This window comes from Schinkia azotoformans (genome assembly GCF_035811335.1).
Taxonomy (GTDB): Bacteria; Bacillota; Bacilli; order Bacillales; family Bacillaceae_J; genus Schinkia; species Schinkia azotoformans.
Window position 1 is genome coordinate 86,444 of sequence record NZ_JARSMD010000026.1, and the last position, 20,356, is coordinate 106,799.

Annotated in this window: 17 protein-coding genes; all 17 read left to right on the top strand. The window is 37.8% G+C overall.

Going from position 1 to position 20,356, the window contains the following annotated elements; translation table 11 throughout:
- Window positions 1-68 precede the first annotated feature (68 nt).
- The 17 genes from P9E47_RS16380 to dpaB all read left to right on the top strand — a co-directional run bounded on the left by P9E47_RS16380 (window position 69) and on the right by dpaB (window position 20,301).
- Window positions 69-1,775 (top strand): proline--tRNA ligase, encoded by a 1,707-nt coding sequence (locus P9E47_RS16380; protein WP_326164047.1) that lies wholly within the window; start codon window positions 69-71, stop codon window positions 1,773-1,775.
- A gap of 82 nt (window positions 1,776-1,857) precedes the next feature.
- Entirely contained in the window at window positions 1,858-6,159 is a 4,302-nt protein-coding gene (locus P9E47_RS16385) for a PolC-type DNA polymerase III (protein WP_003332579.1), read from the top strand.
- A gap of 288 nt (window positions 6,160-6,447) precedes the next feature.
- Complete coding sequence (gene rimP, locus P9E47_RS16390) at window positions 6,448-6,921, top strand: ribosome maturation factor RimP (protein ID WP_003332580.1); 474 nt, start codon at window positions 6,448-6,450, stop codon at window positions 6,919-6,921.
- Window positions 6,922-6,949: 28 nt separating this feature from the next.
- Entirely contained in the window at window positions 6,950-8,095 is a 1,146-nt protein-coding gene (gene nusA / locus P9E47_RS16395) for a transcription termination factor NusA (protein WP_003332581.1), read from the top strand.
- Between the two features lie 11 nt (window positions 8,096-8,106).
- Window positions 8,107-8,376, top strand: coding sequence for an RNase P modulator RnpM (rnpM, locus tag P9E47_RS16400; protein ID WP_003332582.1), 270 nt, complete (start codon window positions 8,107-8,109; stop codon window positions 8,374-8,376).
- Window positions 8,377-8,381: 5 nt separating this feature from the next.
- Window positions 8,382-8,684: a YlxQ family RNA-binding protein gene (locus P9E47_RS16405; protein ID WP_003332583.1), complete on the top strand. Its 303-nt coding sequence runs from the start codon at window positions 8,382-8,384 to the stop codon at window positions 8,682-8,684.
- A gap of 19 nt (window positions 8,685-8,703) precedes the next feature.
- Window positions 8,704-10,917: a translation initiation factor IF-2 gene (gene infB / locus P9E47_RS16410; RefSeq protein ID WP_003332585.1), complete on the top strand. Its 2,214-nt coding sequence runs from the start codon at window positions 8,704-8,706 to the stop codon at window positions 10,915-10,917.
- 75 nt (window positions 10,918-10,992) lie between these two features.
- The gene (rbfA, locus tag P9E47_RS16415) at window positions 10,993-11,343 is read left to right on the top strand and encodes a 30S ribosome-binding factor RbfA (RefSeq protein ID WP_003332586.1); all 351 of its coding nucleotides are present in this window, start codon (window positions 10,993-10,995) and stop codon (window positions 11,341-11,343) included.
- A gap of 64 nt (window positions 11,344-11,407) precedes the next feature.
- On the top strand, window positions 11,408-12,313 hold the full coding sequence (gene truB, locus P9E47_RS16420) for a tRNA pseudouridine(55) synthase TruB (protein ID WP_326164048.1): 906 nt from the start codon (window positions 11,408-11,410) through the stop codon (window positions 12,311-12,313).
- 11 nt (window positions 12,314-12,324) lie between these two features.
- Window positions 12,325-13,296 (top strand): bifunctional riboflavin kinase/FAD synthetase, encoded by a 972-nt coding sequence (gene ribF / locus P9E47_RS16425; RefSeq protein ID WP_326164049.1) that lies wholly within the window; start codon window positions 12,325-12,327, stop codon window positions 13,294-13,296.
- Between the two features lie 110 nt (window positions 13,297-13,406).
- Window positions 13,407-13,676, top strand: coding sequence for a 30S ribosomal protein S15 (gene rpsO, locus P9E47_RS16430; protein WP_003332590.1), 270 nt, complete (start codon window positions 13,407-13,409; stop codon window positions 13,674-13,676).
- Window positions 13,677-13,793: 117 nt separating this feature from the next.
- On the top strand, window positions 13,794-15,911 hold the full coding sequence (gene pnp / locus P9E47_RS16435) for a polyribonucleotide nucleotidyltransferase (protein WP_003332591.1): 2,118 nt from the start codon (window positions 13,794-13,796) through the stop codon (window positions 15,909-15,911).
- Window positions 15,912-16,081: 170 nt separating this feature from the next.
- Window positions 16,082-17,047, top strand: coding sequence for a polysaccharide deacetylase family protein (locus P9E47_RS16440; protein WP_003332592.1), 966 nt, complete (start codon window positions 16,082-16,084; stop codon window positions 17,045-17,047).
- Between the two features lie 116 nt (window positions 17,048-17,163).
- The gene (locus P9E47_RS16445; protein ID WP_003332593.1) at window positions 17,164-18,402 is read left to right on the top strand and encodes a M16 family metallopeptidase; all 1,239 of its coding nucleotides are present in this window, start codon (window positions 17,164-17,166) and stop codon (window positions 18,400-18,402) included.
- Window positions 18,403-18,421: 19 nt separating this feature from the next.
- Window positions 18,422-18,664 (top strand): YlmC/YmxH family sporulation protein, encoded by a 243-nt coding sequence (locus tag P9E47_RS16450; RefSeq protein WP_003332594.1) that lies wholly within the window; start codon window positions 18,422-18,424, stop codon window positions 18,662-18,664.
- Window positions 18,665-18,801: 137 nt separating this feature from the next.
- Window positions 18,802-19,701 carry a dipicolinic acid synthetase subunit A gene (dpaA, locus tag P9E47_RS16455; RefSeq protein WP_003332595.1) on the top strand — a complete coding sequence of 300 codons (900 nt, stop codon included), beginning with the start codon at window positions 18,802-18,804 and terminating at the stop codon, window positions 19,699-19,701.
- A complete protein-coding gene (dpaB, locus tag P9E47_RS16460) occupies window positions 19,702-20,301 on the top strand; it encodes a dipicolinate synthase subunit B (protein WP_326164051.1) in 600 nt (199 codons plus the stop codon). It abuts the gene before it with no gap.
- Window positions 20,302-20,356: the final 55 nt, after the last annotated feature.

The window sequence follows — 20,356 nt, forward strand, 5'->3', positions numbered from 1 at the left end:
TTGAATTTCCTATAATTTGCTCGTTCTATAATTTTAATAATTGCTGTTATAATGAAGAGGTGCTGAAAATGAAACAAAGTAAAATGCTTATTCCTACTTTACGAGATGTACCAGCTGACGCGGATATAAAAAGCCATCAATTATTATTAAGAGCTGGATTTATGCGTCAAACTGCTTCTGGTGTGTATAGTTACCTGCCTTTAGCAAAGAAAGTACTACAAAAGGTTGAACAAATTGTTCGGGAAGAAATGGATGCAATCAATGGCTCAGAATTGTTAATGCCAACGTTGCAGCCTGCTGAACTATGGCAAGAAACAGGACGCTGGTATAATTATGGTGCTGAATTAATGAGAATAAAAGATCGCCATGCCCGTGATTTTGCCCTTGGTCCTACACATGAAGAGGTCATCACTTCATTAGTTCGTGACGAAATCAGTTCATATAAAAAGCTTCCGCTTGTCTTATATCAGATACAAACAAAATTCCGTGACGAGGCACGGCCTCGGTTTGGACTTTTAAGAGGCCGGGAATTTATTATGAAGGATGCTTATTCATTCCACTCTTCGAAAGAAAGTTTGGACGAGGCTTATAATGACATGGTAAAAGCCTACTCTAATATTTTCAGAAGATGTGGTTTGAACTTTAGAGCAGTAATCGCTGACTCTGGAGCGATAGGCGGAAAAAATTCACAAGAGTTTATGGTGCTTACAGATGTTGGGGAGGATACGATTGCCTTTTCTAATGAATCTGATTTTGCAGCTAATGTCGAAATGGCACCTGTTCACGTTCAATATGAAAAATCTAATGAAGAATTAGCAACTTTAGAAAAAATAGAAACGAAAAATCAAAAAACAATTGAGGAAATTTCACGATTTTTAAATGTCGCTAAAGAAAAATGTTTAAAATCATTGCTCTTTAAAGTAGATGAAAAATATGTGTTAGTCGTGGTTCGTGGTGACCATGAAGTAAATGACATAAAGGTTAAAAATTTATTGGATGCAAAATCGGTGGAACTTGCTTCATCTGAAGAAACATTAAATATTTTAAAAGCAGAAGTTGGTTCAGTGGGGCCAATCGGGTTAACGGAAGAAGTTGATATTATTGCAGACTATGCTGTTCAATCTGTTGTTAACGGTGTCTGTGGTGCAAATGAAACGGATTACCATTATACCGGTGTAAATATTGGCCGCGATTTTCAGCCAAGTCAGATTGCTGATTTACGCTTTATTCAAGAAGGTGACCCTTCACCTGATGGAAAGGGAACGATTCAGTTTGCGGAAGGCATTGAAGTTGGACATGTCTTTAAATTGGGTACGGTTTACAGTGAGTCAATGAAAGCGACTTATCTTGATGAAAATGGAAAGTCACAGCCAATGATTATGGGCTGCTATGGCATCGGCGTTTCAAGAACAGTAGCAGCCATCGTTGAACAGCATCATGATGAAAATGGCATCATTTGGCCTGTTTCTGTAACACCATTTGAAGTTCATCTTATTCCAATTAATATGAAGACAGAAGCTCAAAAAGAACTGGCCGACCAAATCTATAATAAGCTTAACAGAGAATCGGTTTCTGTATTATATGATGATCGTAATGAGCGCCCAGGTGTTAAATTTGCAGACTCTGATCTATTTGGTTTCCCAATTCGGATTACGGTTGGTAAGAAAGCGGAAGAGGGCATCGTAGAATTAAAACTTCGTAAGTCTGGGGAAACAATAGAAGTAGCCATAGACAATATCGTAGACGTAATTAAAAAGCAATTGAACTCTTATTAGTAGAATGGTAATAAAAAAATATAAGGTACCTCTTCTTCACTGGTGGGGTACCTTCCTTTTGTTTCATAGGGGGAGATAAAAAGTGTCTCAAGAATTACAGGTTAGAAAAGAACGTTTTCAGTTATTATTAGAGCAAATATCCTTGCCAACCATATTAATAGATTCATATTTTCAAGATGCCTGGATTGAAAAAGTAACGATTGAACGCAGCAAAAAATCATGGCATTTCGAATTTGGATTACAAACACATATACCTCTTGAAGCGTTCTTACTATTCAAATCTCATTTAATCAATACTTTTAAACAAATCGCTAATGTGACATTTTCACTAACCTATTCGGTACAGGCCAATTTTGGAAATGTCGTTTTGGAATATTGGCCATATATTATTGAGCAGCTCGAAGGTATTTCACCAGCAGTTTTATCATTGTTTAGGGAACACGTGCCAAAACAGCTTGGAAATAAGCTTATTCTAAACGTACGAAATGAACCTGAAGCCATGGCTATTAAAAAGAAATATGCTTCTAATTTCGATACTATTTTTCAAACACTAGGTTTTCCTTCTTTTACGATTGAAACTGAAGTGATTCATTTAGAGGAAGAGTATGCAAAATTTAAAGATCAGACAGAACAAGAAGATCGTTCAAAAATGTTAGAGGCCTTAGTATCATCAGAACAAACTAAAAAACAATCACAGGAGGTTCAAGAGGAACCAACAGGACCTGTAACGATTGGCTATATGATTAAAGATGAACCTGTTCCTATTAAGGAAATCCAGGATGAGGAACGGCGGATCACAATTCAAGGGTATGTATTTTTTAGTGAATTGAAGGAACTGCGAAGTGGTCGCTCTTTGTTAACCTTTAAAATTACGGATTATACTGATTCCCTAATGATTAAAATCTTTTCTCGCGATAAAGATGATGTGTCGCTTCTACAAGCGATCAAAAAGGGAATGTGGGTTAAAGTGCGTGGTGGCATCCAAATGGACACATTTGTCCGTGACCTTGTCATGATGGCTCAAGATGTCAATGAAATCAAACCTGATGAGCGAGAGGATACTGCAGAGGAAAAAAGGGTGGAACTTCATCTCCATACCCCGATGAGTCAAATGGATGCTATGACCCCCATTTCAGATTTAGTTAAACAAGCAAAAAAGTGGGGCCATGAGGCGATTGCCGTAACCGACCATGCTGTTGCTCAATCCTTTCCTGAAGCTTATTCGGCAGGTAAAAAAAATGGCATCAAAATATTATATGGCTTGGAGGCTAACCTTGTTAATGATGGGGTGCCGATTGCTTATAATCCAAGTCACCGCCTGCTGAATGAAGAGACCTACATTGTTTTTGACGTTGAAACAACTGGTCTTTCTGCGGTGTATGACACGATCATCGAGTTGGCTGCTGTTAAAGTAAAAAACGGTGAAATTATTGACCGTTTTGAAGCCTTTGCCAATCCACATCATCCTCTATCAGCGACAACGATTGAACTGACAGGGATTACGGATGATATGGTGAAGGATGCACCTGATATTGAAGTTGTTATAAAGCAATTTAAGGATTGGGTAGGCAATGATATTTTAGTTGCTCATAACGCCAGCTTTGATATGGGTTTTTATAACATGGGACTGCAAAAAATCGGTCTTGAAAAATCAACCAACCCAGTTATTGATACACTCGAATTAGGACGATACTTATATCCTGAATTAAAGAATCATCGTCTTAACACATTATGTAAAAAATTTGATATTGAATTAACACAACATCACCGTGCCATTTATGATGCAGAAGCAACAGGTCATTTATTACTAAAAATGCTCAAGGATTGTGATGAAAAGGAAATTCGTTATCATGATGAATTAAATAACAATATGGGGCAATCGGGTGCTTATAAACGGTCAAGACCATCCCATTGTATCATTTTTGCTCAAAACGATATTGGCTTAAAAAACCTATTTAAATTAATTTCTTTTTCCCATGTTGATTATTTTTACAGGGTTCCAAGAATACCAAGGTCATTACTGACAAAATATCGTGAGGGATTGATTATTGGTTCAGGCTGCGATCAAGGCGAAGTTTTTGAAGCAATGATGCAAAAATCACCGGAAGAAGCTGAGCAAATTGCCGAGTTTTATGACTATCTCGAAATTCAGCCGCCTTCCAATTATTATCATCTGATAGAAAAAGAGCTTGTTCGGAATGAACAGGCACTACAAAGTATTTTGAAAAATATAGTAAAACTTGGAGAAAAGATGGGGAAACCCGTCGTTGCAACCGGCAACGTCCATTATCTAAATAAAGAAGATTATATTTACCGGAAAATCCTGATTGCTTCTCAAAATGCAAACCCGCTAAATAGACAGACACAGCCGCTCGTTCATTTTAGAACAACGAATGAAATGCTCGAATGTATGGCCTTTTTAGGGGAAGAAAAAGCAAAGGAAGTCGTCGTTACAAATACTAAAAAAATTGCTGATTCGATTGAGGAAATTAAGCCGATTAAAGACGAGCTTTATACCCCTAAAATCGAAGGAGCAGATGAGGAAATTCGGGAAATGAGTTACAATCGGGCCCGTTTAATTTATGGAGAAAACCTACCTGAAATTATCGAGGCCAGACTTGAAAAAGAATTAAAGAGTATCATCGGGCACGGTTTTGCCGTTATTTATTTGATTTCCCATAAGCTTGTAAAAAAATCACTTAATGACGGGTATCTTGTGGGGTCACGGGGATCGGTGGGATCTTCCTTTGTTGCGACAATGACTGAAATTACTGAGGTTAATCCATTACCTCCGCATTACGTATGTCCAAATTGCAAGCATTCGGAGTTTTTTAATGATGGTTCAGTTGGTTCCGGTTTTGACTTGCCTGATAAAAATTGTCCGGAATGTGGTACAGAATATAAAAAAGATGGACATGATATTCCGTTTGAAACGTTCTTAGGCTTTAAAGGTGATAAAGTACCAGATATCGATTTGAATTTCTCAGGTGATTATCAGCCGCGGGCTCATAACTACACAAAGGTATTATTCGGTGAGGAGTATGTCTATCGTGCCGGTACAATTGGTACAGTTGCCGATAAAACGGCTTTTGGCTATGTGAAAGGCTATGCTTCTGACCATAATCTAACATTTAGAAACGCCGAGGTAGAACGTCTTGCCACCGGTTGTACGGGAGTAAAAAGGACAACAGGGCAGCACCCGGGTGGAATTATCGTTATTCCAGATTATATGGATGTCTACGATTTTACACCAATTCAATATCCGGCTGATGATGTTGATGCAGATTGGAAAACAACCCATTTTGATTTCCACTCGATCCATGATAATGTATTGAAGCTGGATATACTCGGCCACGACGATCCGACGGTCATTCGGATGCTCCAGGATTTAAGCGGGATTGACCCGAAAACAATTCCAACCGATGATCCAGAAGTAATGAAAATTTTCTCCGGACCGGAATCCATCGGGGTTACTGAGGAACAAATTATGTGTAAAACTGGTACATTAGGGATACCGGAATTTGGTACAAAGTTTGTTAGACAGATGCTTGAAGATACAAAACCAAGTACCTTCTCAGAGCTTGTACAGATTTCCGGTTTATCCCATGGAACCGATGTGTGGCTGAACAACGCGAATGAATTGATTCAAAACGGGACATGTACATTAAGCGAAGTAATCGGGTGCCGGGATGATATCATGGTTTATTTAATTTACAAGGGGCTTGATCCATCGTTGGCCTTTAAAATTATGGAGTCCGTTCGTAAGGGAAAAGGCTTAACAGACGAATTTATCGAAGAAATGAGGAATAATAACGTCCCTCTTTGGTACATTGAATCATGTAAAAAAATTAAATATATGTTCCCGAAGGCCCATGCGGCTGCCTATGTTCTTATGGCTGTACGGATAGCCTACTTTAAAGTTCATTTTCCGATTCTTTTTTATGCGGCCTATTTTACGGTTCGCGCTGATGACTTTGATGTTGAAGCGATGGTGAAGGGAAGCAATGCGATTCGCAGTAAAATTGAAGAAATCAATGCAAAAGGACTTGAGGCATCTACAAAGGAGAAAAACCTACAAACTGTTTTAGAGTTGGCTTTGGAAATGTGTGAGCGCGGGTTCTCCTTCCAAAAAATCGATTTATATCGATCAAGTGCAGCGGAGTTTATTGTTGAGGGCAATACTTTAATACCACCATTCAACTCCATTCCTGGCTTAGGCACAAATGCGGCTATTAACATTGTAAAAGCACGGGAAGATGGTGAGTTTCTATCTAAAGAAGATTTGCAGCAGCGAAGTAAAATATCAAAAACGGTTCTGGAATATCTAGAAAACCAAGGTTGTCTACAAGGATTACCTGACCAAAACCAGTTGTCGCTATTCTAGATGTCTAGTTCCAGCGCCCAGCGACTAGTGGACTTCGCTGAACGGGTGCTTTCGCTTTTCGCTTGTTGCATAAAATTCGGTAATATGGTATATTTTTATCGATGATACGAAAAATATTGGTAAATGTTAAAGAGTGGGCTAAAACCCACTCTTTCGTTTTCAACTTACTTCTTTAGCATTGATTGCATAAATTTTTCTATTTATCCCTGCTTTAAAAAAGCAGGGAATTTTATATCAATTAGTTAGACATCTCTCATTCGCAAGTTTCTTTTGATAAGGAGGTTTAATATGAGTAAAAAAGTAACAGAAGTAACGGAAGAACTTGTTCTCCCAATACTTTCTGAGATGAATTTAGAACTGGTTGATATTGAGTTTGTGAAGGAAGGAAAGAACTGGTACTTACGCGTTTTCATTGATTCAGAAAAAGGAATTGATATAGAGGACTGTGGTAAGGTAAGTGAAAAATTAAGTGAACAGCTGGATGAAAAAGACCCTATTACATATCCTTATTTTTTGGAAGTGTCTTCGCCTGGAGCTGAACGGCCGCTAAAAAAATCTGATGATATTAAGAAAGCGATAGGCAAACAAGTTCATATTAAAACATATGAGCCAATAGAATCAGAAAAGGCCTTCGAAGGGAAGTTAATCGACTTTGATGGGGAAACCTTAAAAGTAGAAGTTTTAATTAAAACAAGAAAAAAACAATTCGATATTCCTTACAATAAAGTTGCTAGCGCACGGCTGGCTGTTACCTTCCATTAAGGTTGACTATTTTAAAGGGGAGAAAACAATGAGTAGTGAATTATTAGATGCTTTAACCTTGCTCGAAAAGGAAAAAGGCATCAGTAAAAATATTCTTTTAGAGGCGATTGAAGCGGCCTTAATTTCTGCTTACAAACGAAATTTTAATTCAGCACAAAATGTTCGAGTTGATGTAAACCCTGAAACAGGAACAATGCGTGTCTTTGCCAGAAAAGAAGTTGTTGAAGAAGTGTTTGACCCGAGATTAGAAATCTCACATGAAGAAGCTAAAAAGCTTAATCCTAATTATGAAATTGAAGATGTTGTGGAAATTGAAGTTACACCTAAAGATTTTGGCCGGATTGCAGCACAAACAGCGAAACAGGTTGTTACGCAGCGTGTCCGCGAGGCTGAAAGAGGTGTCATCTATTCTGAGTATATTGACAGGGAAGAAGACATTATGACTGGAATCGTTCAAAGACAAGACTCCAGATTTATATACGTAAACCTAGGAAAAATTGAAGCTCTTCTGCCAGTAAGCGAACAAATGCCAAATGAAACGTACAAACCACATGACCGAATTAAGGTCTTTATTACAAAGGTTGAAAAAACAACAAAAGGACCACAAATTTTCGTATCAAGAACACATCCTGGACTTTTAAAACGTTTGTTTGAAATTGAAGTTCCAGAAATTTATGATGGTACAGTTGAAATAAAATCAGTTTCGCGGGAAGCAGGGGACCGCTCCAAGATTGCTGTTCACTCTGATAATCCCGAGGTTGATCCTGTAGGTTCATGTGTTGGACAAAAAGGGCAGCGGGTCCAAGCCATTGTTAACGAATTGAAAGGTGAAAAAATTGATATTGTACGCTGGTCAAAGGATCCAGTAGAATATGTAGCCAATGCTTTAAGCCCTTCCCAGGTAGTAAAAGTAATCGTGGATGAAGAGGAAAAGGCAACAACGGTTATTGTTCCTGATTTCCAGTTATCGCTAGCTATTGGAAAAAGAGGACAAAATGCAAGGCTGGCTGCAAAATTAACGGGTTGGAAGATCGATATTAAAAGTCTCTCAGAAGCAAAGGAAGAGAACGTACTAGATGAGGAATCAACCGACTTTGAAGAACCGCTTTTTTCTGTACAAGATGATTACTTAACAGATAATCAAGATGATGTAGAGGATAAAGAAATAGAGTAGGGGTGGGCCGGATGAAGAATCGAAAAGTACCATTGCGCAAGTGTATTGCTAGTCAAGAAATGAAGCCAAAACGTGAACTCATTCGAATAGTCCGTTCAAAAGAAGGTGAACTCTCTATCGATCCAACAGGAAAGCAATCAGGTAGAGGTGCTTATCTATCGAAAGATAAGGAATGCATACTACTAGCAAAAAAGAAAAATATTCTTGAAAATCATTTAGACGTAAAAGTACCGGAATCATTCTATGACGAAATACTCGTTTTTCTTGAAAAGGAGCAGTAAAAAGGTTGAATCAAGAACGTTGGATGTCTTTATTAGGCCTTATCAATCGAGCAGGTCAGCTAATATCAGGGGAAGAATTAGTATTAAAGGAAATTCGAAAAGGCAAAGCGAAATTAGTCATTTTGTCATCGGACGCCTCTCATAATACTTCGAAAAAAATTACAGATAAATGTCTATTTTATAAGATCCCTATGAAAAGTGTTACCGACCGGTATATGTTAGGTCAGGCCATTGGAAAAGACGCTCGTGTAGTAGTAGCGGTTTTAGATAATGGATTTGCAAAGAAATTAGTGGAGTTGCTCGATTAATTTTCTTGGGGGTGAACGTATGAGTAAAATGCGTGTTTACGAATATGCGAAAAAACTTAATAAATCAAGTAAAGAAATTATTACTAAATTAACAGAAAACAATATCGAGGTAGCAAACCATATGTCAATGATTGATGAAAATGCAATAAAGATATTAGATACGGCTTATACCACTAATAATGAAAAGACTCAGGCTAAGAAGAGTGAAAGTAATAAACAGAAGCCTGAGCAAAAGAAAACTAAAAAAGAACCAATTTTACCAAGTACAGATCAAAGTGATTCGGATAATAGCGATGATGATAAGTACAATTACGACAATAAAAAAGCTAAAGGTCCTAAAAAGGTAAAAGCGAAGCAAGACAAAGAAAAGGATAAAACAGCTGATAATAAAATAACAAAACAAAATCCAAAGAACAAAAGGCAGCATCCTAATCACCAGCATCAACAAAATCAACAACAAGCACCTAAAAATGAAGAAAGTGCGAAAGTGGTTAAATACGAGGGATCACTAACAGTTGGTGAGCTTGCCAAAAAACTCAGCAAAGAGCCGTCTGAAATCATTAAAAAGTTAATGATGCTTGGGGTTATGGCAACTATTAATCAAGATTTAGATGACGATACAATTGAATTAATTGCATCGGAATTCGGAGTTGAGGTTCAAAAAGAAGTTGTCCTTGATATGACGGATCTTGACAGTTATATTGTTGAAGATAAGCCTGAAGAGTTAGTGGAAAGACCACCGGTAGTTACAATCATGGGTCACGTTGACCACGGTAAAACAACATTATTGGATTCTATTCGTCATGCGAAAGTTGCGGCAGGAGAAGCTGGTGGAATTACACAGCATATTGGAGCCTACCAAGTAGAGGTTAACGATAAAAAGATCACATTCCTTGATACTCCTGGACACGAAGCCTTTACAACAATGCGTGCTCGTGGTGCAAGTGTAACAGATATTACAATTCTAGTTGTTGCTGCTGACGACGGTGTAATGCCACAAACAAAAGAGGCGATCAACCATGCCAAAGCAGCAGGTGTTCCAATTATTGTTGCTGTTAATAAAATCGATAAAGAGAGTGCAAATCCTGACCGAGTTATGCAGGAATTAACTGAGTTTAATCTAATTCCTGAAAGCTGGGGCGGCGATACCATTTTTGTTATGCTATCTGCCCTTAAAGGTACAGGAATTGATGAGCTTTTAGAAATGATTTTATTAGTAAGTGAAGTTGAGGAATATAAGGCTAATCGTGAAAGACTAGCCGTTGGTACTGTAATTGAAGCTAATCTTGATAAAGGTCGTGGACCGGTTGCTACACTTCTTGTTCAAAATGGCACATTAAAGGTAGGAGACCCGATTGTTGTCGGCAGTACGTATGGCCGTGTCCGTGCCATGGTGAACGATCTTGGCCGTCGCGTTAAGGTAGCACCACCTTCAACACCTGTTGAAATTACTGGCTTGCATGAAGTTCCAAGTGCTGGAGACCGTTTTATCGTATTTGAGGATGAGAAAAAAGCTCGTCAAGTCGGTGAAGCCCGTGCTCAAAAGCATATTGAAGAACAACGCACGGAGCGAAACAAGGTAAGTCTAGAAGATTTATTTGAGCAAATCAAGCAAGGTGAAATGAAAGAAATTAATCTTATTGTCAAAGCCGATGTTCATGGTTCTGCTGAAGCAATGTCATCATCATTACAAAAGATTGATGTTGAAGGCGTTAAGGTTAAAATCATCCATACTGGTGTAGGTGCGATTACGGAGTCAGACGTTATACTAGCATCTGCTTCTAATGCGATTATCATTGGATTTAATGTTCGTCCTGATGTCAACGCTAAGAAGACTGCTGAAGTAGAAAACGTTGATATTCGTTTACACCGCATTATCTATAAAGCGATCGAAGAGATTGAAGCAGCTATGAAAGGTATGCTTGATCCTGAATTTGAAGAAAAAGTAATCGGTCAAGTAGAGGTTCGTAATACTTTTAAAGTGTCTAAAGTAGGAACTATTGCCGGATGTTATGTTACAGACGGAAAAGTTACCCGTGATTCAGGAATTCGTCTTGTTCGCGATGGTGTCGTTATTTTCGAAGGTGAAGTTGACACATTAAAACGCTTTAAAGACGATGCGAAGGAAGTAAGTCAAGGGTATGAGTGTGGTATGACGATCAAAAACTTTAATGATATTAAAGAAGGCGACATCATTGAAGCTTATGTGATGGAGGAAATCGAACGTAAATGATAGGTAGTGCATACTGTGAATGCATTATTTACGATGCGAATTCTATAGTCGTTTTTTAAAGTCGAGGTGATCTACATGACTAATATTCGTTCAACCAGAGTCGGAGAACAAATGAAAAAAGAATTAAGTGATATCATTGGCCGTAAAATCAAAGATCCTCGTATTGGTTTTGTCACTGTGACAGACGTTCAGGTAACAGGTGACTTGCAACAGGCTAAAGTTTTCATCACTGTCCTTGGTAATGAAGAGCAAAAACAAAATACATTAACAGCTCTAGCAAAGGCGAATGGTTTTATCCGTTCTGAAATAGGAAAAAGAATTCGTCTACGAAAAACACCTGAGATTTTCTTTGAGTTTGATGAATCGATTGAATACGGTAATCGAATCGAAACATTACTTGAACAATTACACAAGGAAAAAGAGTAAAAGTAACATTAATTCCAAGGATAGACTTTTGATAGTCTATCCTTTTCTGATAGGGGGGTAAAGATTGGAAGGAATTTTGCCGCTTTGGAAACCAAGAGGTATGACATCACATGATTGTGTTTTTAAAATAAGAAAATTGTTAAAGACAAAAAAGGTAGGGCACACAGGGACATTGGATCCAGATGTTGATGGAGTATTGCCAATTTGTGTGGGCCGTGCCACAAAAGTAGCTGAATATTTAACAGAATCGCAGAAAGCATATGAAGGTGAAGTGACCATTGGCACAGCTACTACAACCGAGGACGCATCAGGCGAGGTCGTTGAGAAAAAACCAATTATTGGACAAATAACAATAGAAGAACTTAAAGAAGTTTTACATGGGTTTCACGGTGAAATAACTCAAGTGCCGCCGATGTTTTCAGCCGTAAAAGTAAATGGAAAACGATTATATGAGTTTGCTCGTCAAGGAATCGAAGTGGAGCGCCCCGAGCGCACGATTACTATTTATGAATTCAAATTATTGGACTCCTTTGATTTTTTAGATCATAACAATAATAGTTTCCGCTTTTTCGTAAAAGCCAGCAAAGGAACTTACGTACGGACCTTAGCAGTGGATATAGGGAAGGCGCTTGGATACCCAGCTCATATGTCCAATTTAACAAGAGTTGCTTCGGGAAGCTTTACGTCAGAAGATTGCTTGACCTTTGAAGAAATTCAGGAAAGGTTGGAAAAAGGAGAATTAGAATTATTTCCATTAGAGAGAGCTATTTCCCATTTGACTAAATTAAAAATTAATGAAAAACTAGAGATGCAAGTGAAAAATGGACAAGTACTTTCGATTCCTGAAGGTTACGAAAATGAAAAAAGGTTTGTTCTATTAAATAATAATAACGATTGTGTTGCCATTTATATTCCACACCCAACTAAACAAGGGCTTATGAAACCAGAAAAGGTGATTAGAAATACATAGCAGGTGAAGGTATGAAAATTATAGAACTAAAACATCCGCATTCAATCAATCAACAAGATTTACCACCCATCGTTTTAGCATTAGGCTATTTTGATGGGGTGCATCTTGGGCATCAAAAGGTGATAAAAACCGCTAAAGCTAAGGCGGAAGAATTGGGGATTAACAGTGCAGTTATGACATTTTATCCCCATCCATCTGTAGTTCTGCGTAAATCAAATGCACATGCGGCATGCATTACATCGATCAAAGATAAGGCTGAAGAAATTGAAAAGATTGGAATTGATTATTTATTTATTGTCGACTTTACACCTTCTTTTGCAGAACTCCTACCGCAGCAATTTGTAGATCAATATATTATCGGATTACATGGTAAACATGTAGTAGCCGGCTTTGATTATACATATGGAAGGCTTGGGAAGGGAACAATGGAAACTTTACCTTTTCATTCAAGGGAAATGTTTACCCAAACCGTAGTGGAAAAAGTGGTGGAGAATAACGAGAAAATAAGTTCAACTTTAATTCGGAAGCTTATTCTTAATGGTGATATTGACACGCTTCCAACCTATCTTGGCCGATTTTATAAAACAAAAGGGATTGTTGTCCATGGAGAAAAACGGGGAAGAACGATCGGGTTTCCAACTGCTAATATCGAGCATATTGATGAGTATATTTTACCGAATACTGGTGTATATGCTGTTTATATTAGAGTATCTGGCAGTTGGTATAAGGGTGTCTTAAATATCGGCTACAAGCCAACCTTTCATGATCCTTCCACTGTTAAACTATCAGTTGAAGTTCATATTATTGATTTTAGCGACTCGATCTATGATCAAGAAGTTCAAGTAATGTGGATCAAACGAATTAGGTCTGAACAGAAATTTAATTCAATAGACGAATTAATGGCACAAATACAAAGGGATAAAGAAGCGGCGATCCGCCATTTAGAGACAATAAAAAGAGATAAAAACTTGCATTTTGTCTAAAACAATAGTATTCTATATATGCTAAAGAATATATATGAACCATTGCTTGGCAACGCGATTCACCAACGCTTGCTCGGTAATTGGGGATTAATGATGAGGAGGTGAATAGGATGGCTATCACACAAGAGCGTAAGCAAGAGCTTATCAATGAGTATAAAACTCATGAAAACGATACTGGTTCTCCAGAGGTTCAAATTGCTGTCCTAACTGAAGAGATTAACAATTTGAATGGTCATTTACGTGTCCACAAGAAAGATCATCATTCACGTCGTGGTCTTTTAAAGATGGTTGGTAAACGTCGTAACTTACTAACTTATCTTCGTAACAAAGACGTTACACGTTATCGTGAATTGATTCAAAGACTTGGATTACGTCGATAAGTATTTGCAAAAAGCGGGATTATTCCCGCTTTTTTGTTACATAAATTAATCATAACATTTTAGGTTATAAATAATATTATACAATTTTATTTACATAAGAGAGGGGTACTCGGATACATGGAACATGAAAAACAAATCTTCTCCATGGATTGGGCAGGCCGAAAGCTGACGGTAGAAATCGGTCAACTTGCAAAGCAAGCAAACGGTGCTTGTTTAATTCGATATGGAGAAACAGCTGTTTTGTCAACGGCTACAGCATCTAAAGAACCAAAAAGTTTAAGTTTCTTTCCTCTAACAGTCAATTATGAAGAACGTTTATATGCTGTTGGGAAAATTCCTGGAGGCTTTATTAAAAGGGAAGGTCGACCTAGTGAGAAAGCAATCTTGGCAAGCCGCTTAATTGACCGCCCGATTCGACCATTATTTGCTGATGGTTTTAGAAATGAAGTTCAGGTCATTAGCATCGTAATGAGTGTGGATCAAAACTGTTCGTCAGAAATGGCGGCAATGTTTGGTTCTTCATTGGCACTTTCTGTTTCTAATATTCCATTTGAAGGTCCGATCGCCGGTGTCACGGTGGGCCGAGTTGATAATGAATTTATTATTAATCCTACGGTTGAACAACAGGAAAAAAGTGATATTCACTTAGTTGTAGCAGGAACAAAGGATGCCATTAATATGGTTGAAGCAGGTGCTAAAGAAGTGCCTGAAGAAACAATGCTTGAAGCGATCATGTTCGGTCATGAAGAAATCAAAAGACTTATTGCCTTCCAAGAGGAAATAGTAAGTCAAGTTGGAAAAGAAAAAATGGAAGTCGAGCTTTATGAGGTAGATGCTGAGCTTGAAGCAGAAGTTCGTACGTTAGCTGAAGAAGATATTAAAAAAGCTGTTCAAGTTGCTGAAAAGCATGCCCGCGAAGATGCTATCAACGAAGTAAAAGCAAGTGTAAAAGCGAAGTTTGAAGAGCGAGAAGAGCTTCCAGAAGGAACGCTTGGGCAAGTGGACGAAATCATGTACAAGCTTGTTAAAGAAGAGGTTCGTCGCCTCATTACAAAAGAAAAAATTCGTCCTGACGGTCGTAAGATTGATGAAATTCGACCATTGTCATCAGAAGTTGGATTACTTCCAAGAACACATGGTTCAGGCCTTTTCACGCGTGGACAAACCCAGGCATTAAGTATTTGTACGCTTGGAGCTTTAGGTGATGTTCAAATTCTAGATGGATTAGGAATTGAAGAATCAAAACGATTTATGCATCACTATAACTTCCCGCAATTTAGCGTTGGGGAAACAGGACCAATTAGAGGACCAGGCCGTCGTGAAATTGGTCATGGAGCATTAGGAGAACGTGCATTAGAGCCGGTTATTCCATCTGAAAAAGATTTTCCTTATACAATCCGTCTAGTATCAGAAGTGCTTGAATCAAACGGATCGACATCACAGGCAAGCATTTGTGGCAGTACGCTTGCGATGATGGATGCCGGTGTGCCAATAAAAGCACCAGTTGCCGGTATTGCAATGGGACTTGTTAAATCAGGTGATGATTATACTGTTTTAACTGATATTCAAGGTATGGAAGACCATCTAGGTGATATGGACTTTAAAGTGGCCGGAACAACTAAAGGGGTTACAGCTTTACAAATGGATATTAAGATTGAGGGGTTATCACGAGAAATTCTAGAAGAAGCCCTCACTCAAGCCCAAAAAGGCCGTATGCAAATTTTAGAACATATGATGCAAACTATTTCTGAACCAAGAACTGCATTATCTCAATATGCTCCTAAGATTTTAACAATGAAGATTAATCCTGATAAAATCCGTGATGTCATTGGACCAAGTGGAAAGCAAATTAATAAAATCATTGAAGAAACTGGCGTAAAAATCGATATCGAACAAGATGGTACTGTCTTTATCGCTTCACCAGACATGGAAATGAATCAAAAAGCGAAGAAAATTATTGAGGATATTGTTCGTGAGGTTGAAGTAGGCCAAATGTATCTTGGAAAAGTAAAACGAATTGAAAAGTTCGGTGCTTTTGTTGAAATTTTCCAAGGTAAAGATGGACTTGTTCATATTTCTGAATTAGCTGAAGAGCGCGTAGGCAAGGTTGAAGATGTAGTATCTATCGGTGATGAGTTATTAGTAAAAGTAACGGAAATTGATAAGCAAGGAAGAATCAATCTTTCAAGAAAAGCGGTTCTTAAAGAGCAAAAGGAAAAACAGGAACAATCATAATGAGGAAGAAGCTGAAACTACAGCTTCTTTTTTTTATTGGAACAGGTTACTCGTTGTCCAGCTCCAGGGCCAAGTGACTCATAAACTTCGCTAATTGGGCTCTTCCGCTTTTCGCAGTTCTAAGTCCTTGTTTTCATTCATAGTTTTTTATGAAGGAGGACGAGAACAAAATGAATAAATCGGCTTTGCAATTCGTAGGGTTTGCCTTTATTCTCTTAATAACCTTTGGAGCTATGCAGAACCCTTATACGTCTGATTATGTTGGAGCATTAAAAAAGATAGCAGTTACAGTTACAAAACAAAAAGATCCTCTTTTTGCAGAAATTGAACAAAAAAAGAATGAGTATGAAATTGCCCCGGAGGATGCCCGTATTGATAGAGTGTGGAAAGCAATGCCGGGATTAAATGGCCTAAAAGTTAACGTAGCAGAATCGTATAAAAGAATGAAAAAAGAAGGGGAATTTAATCCTGAAAAGTTAGTTTTTGATGAAGTACCACCGAAGGTAACTTTAAATGATCTACCACCATCACCCATATATCGGGGACATCCTGAAAAAACGATGGTTACTTTTTTAATTAATGTTGCGTGGGGAAATGAGTATATCCCCTCCATGTTAAAAACATTGGAAAAGCATCATGTAACAGCAACCTTTTTCTTAGATGGAAGCTGGGTTAAAAGGCACCCTGAATTTGCAAAAATGATTGTTGATGCTGGTCATGAAATAGGTAACCATGCCTACTCACACCCGAATATGAAAAATTTAACTCCAGATCAAATAAAGGAGGAAATTATTAAAACGAATGAAGTAATCAAAGCCACAACAGGTATTACGCCCAAATGGTTTGCTCCACCTAGCGGGAGCTACAAAGATGAAGTTGTAAAAATTGCTGCGGAAGAAAATATGAAGCTCATTATGTGGACTGTTGATACAGTGGATTGGAGGAAGCCGGATCCGGTGGAAATGGTAAACAGAGTGGCTAATAAAGTATCACCTGGTGCAATGATTCTCATGCATCCAACATCTTCAACAGCCGCTGGTTTAGAAAATCTTATTATTAGAATGAAGGAAAAAGAATACCAAATTGGAAATGTGTCAACATTATTAAGTGAAGAACGAGTAAAAAGCAAGAAGTAAAGGGAAAATATGAAATAGGTGACATACCTTGGTAATATTGATATGATGCAATAAGAAATATTGAAATATTAAACTTAATTCAGCTATTTTATTCAGCTATTATAGGAGGATTTCGCTTGATTAAAAAGTATACTTGCCAAAATGGTGTTAGAGTTGTACTCGAAAATATCCCCACTGTCCGCTCAGTAGCCATTGGTGTATGGATTGGAACAGGTTCACGTAATGAAACAAAAGAAAATAATGGGATTTCTCATTTTTTGGAGCATATGATTTTTAAAGGTACAAAAACAAGAACTGCTAAAGATATTGCCGAAAGCTTTGATAGTATTGGCGGTCAGGTAAATGCATTTACGTCTAAAGAATACACATGCTATTACGCAAAAGTATTAGATGAACATTCAGATTTTGCCTTAGAAGTTTTAGCGGATATGTTCTTTAATTCAACTTTTGATGAAGAGGAATTAAAAAAGGAGAAGAATGTTGTCCTTGAAGAAATAAAGATGTACGAAGATACACCGGATGATATCGTTCACGATATTTTAAGCAAAGCAACATTCGGGAACCATCCACTTGCCTATCCAATTTTGGGTACTGAGGAAACTTTGGCAACCTTTACCGGTGATTCTTTAAGAAATTATGTTAATCATTATTATACCCCTGATAATGTTGTAATCTCGATTGCAGGAAATATTAATGAAGCATTTATTAAAGAAGTTGAAAACTATTTTGGTCATTATGAATCGAAATACACAAGACCAGAATATAGTGCTCCTTCCATTATTGATGAAAAAATTGCCAGGAAAAAGGATACGGAACAAGCCCATTTATGTATCGGGTTTAATGGTTTACAGGTTGGCCATGAAGATATTTATTCCCTGATTGTGTTAAACAATGTACTTGGGGGAAGCATGTCAAGTCGGCTATTCCAAGATGTACGTGAGGCTAGGGGGCTCGCTTATTCTATTTTTAGCTACCATTCTGCGTTTTTAGATAATGGTTTATTAGCCATATATGGTGGGACAGCAAGCAACCAATTAGATATTTTATTTGAAACCATCCAAGATACATTAACAACCTTAAAACGAACTGGGTTAACTGAAAAAGAATTAACGAATAGCAAGGAACAGCTTAAAGGCAGCTTAATGCTAAGCCTTGAAAGCACAAATAGCCGAATGAGCCGTAATGGGAAAAATGAATTATTACTAAAGCGTCATCGCTCATTAAATGAAGTTTTAGAACAGATCTCAGCAGTTACTTTAGATTCCGTTAACCATTTTGCGGACACGATCTTTACCGATCAATATTCTGTAGCTTTAATTAGTCCGGAAGGAAAATTGCCAACTAATATTCAATAGATATTGAGGAGGCGTCAAGATGAGACTAAGTGAAATGAATGGAAAAGAAATTATTGATCTAAAAAAAGGAGAACGGATGGGTGTTCTTGGTCAGGCTGATTTAGAAATCGATGAGAATACTGGGCATATAAAGGCCTTTCTCATCCCGACGATGAAATGGTTTGGGTTCAAGAAAAACGGTACAGAAGTTCGAATTCCATGGAGAAATATTAAGAAAATTGGCAGTGATATGATCATTATCGATTTTAATGATGAGTTTTAAAAGGTTGGTCCCTATGGGATCAGCCTTTTTTTATTCACCTTCCTTTCATGCCATTCATATGATGTGGAAGAACAAAACTTAGGCTATTCCGACATCTTTACATGATTATTTTACCCATTAAAGAAGGTGAAAATGAAATGTTAACAGATTTGCATATTGCTGTTATTGGTGGTGATGCCCGTCAATTAGAGGTAATCCGTAAATTAACAGAATTAGATGCAAAGTTATCTTTAGTTGGATTTAATCAACTAGATCACGTTTTTTCCGGGTCCTCCAAAAAAGAAATTGACGAGCTGGACTTTACCGAAATTGATGCCATCATTTTGCCTGTTAAAGGTACAAATATGACAGGAGAGGTGGAGACCATTTTTTCGAACGAAAAGATAGTCTTACAACAAGAAATGCTTAAAAAGACCCCTGAACACTGCATTGTATTTTCGGGTATTAGCAATCAATATTTAGACGGGATTTGTACTGATTCAGGACGGAAGCTAATCAAACTTTTTGAACGAAACGATGTTGCCATTTACAACTCGATCCCAACGGTAGAGGGAACGATTATGATGGCGATTCAACATACGGATATTACAATACATGGCTCCAATGTTGTTGTTATTGGTTTAGGTAGAGTAGGAATGTCGGTTGCAAGAACCTTTGCCTGTCTAGGGGCAAAAGTGAAGGTCGGTGCCCGAAAATTAGAGGATATTGCAAGAATTACGGAAATGGGATTAAAGCCGTTTTTTACATCGAATTTAATTGATGAGGTTGAACAGGCCGATATTGTTATTAATACAGTACCTTATCTAGTTGTAACAGCGAAGGTCATTTCAAAAATGCCGCTGCATACGGTCATTATCGATTTAGCCTCAAAACCGGGAGGTACAGACTTTAGATATGCAGAGAAAAGGGGCATAAAAGCATTGTTGGCACCAAGTTTACCCGGCATAGTAGCCCCGAAAACTGCCGGTAAAATCGTGGCTAATGTTATTTCTCAAATACTCAACGAAGAGCTGCAACTAGGAAAGGAGAAATCATAAATGACTCTTAAAGGTAAGCGAATTGGATTTGGATTAACAGGCTCCCATTGTACGTATGATGCTGTTATGCCGCAAATTGAAAAACTCATTCAAGCAGGTGCAGATGTTAGACCTGTCGCTACCCATACAGTGAAAAGCACGACAACAAGATTTGGAAAAGGGGAAGAATGGTTAGTAAAACTTGAGGAAATGACAGGTAATCAGGTCATTACTACCATCGTTGAAGCTGAACCATTAGGACCTAAAATGCCTTTAGATTGTATGGTAATCGCACCTTTAACAGGTAATTCAATGAGCAAATTAGCCAATGCTTTGACCGATTCACCGGTATTAATGGCAGCTAAGGCTACATTAAGAAATCTAAATCCAGTTGTTTTAGGTATTTCGACAAATGATGCCTTAGGTTTAAACGGAATGAATTTAATGAAATTAATGGCGACTAAAAATATATATTTTATTCCTTTTGGGCAGGATGACCCGATCAAAAAGCCCAATTCAATTGTTGCCAGAATGGATGCACTAGTTGATACTGTAGAGGCGGCCATTTTAGGACGGCAATTTCAACCCATATTAATAGAAAGATATCGTGATGGTGAATAATCCGATTTTCTGTTAATATTAAAGTTGGTCATAAAAGTTCTTTCCTTCATGACGG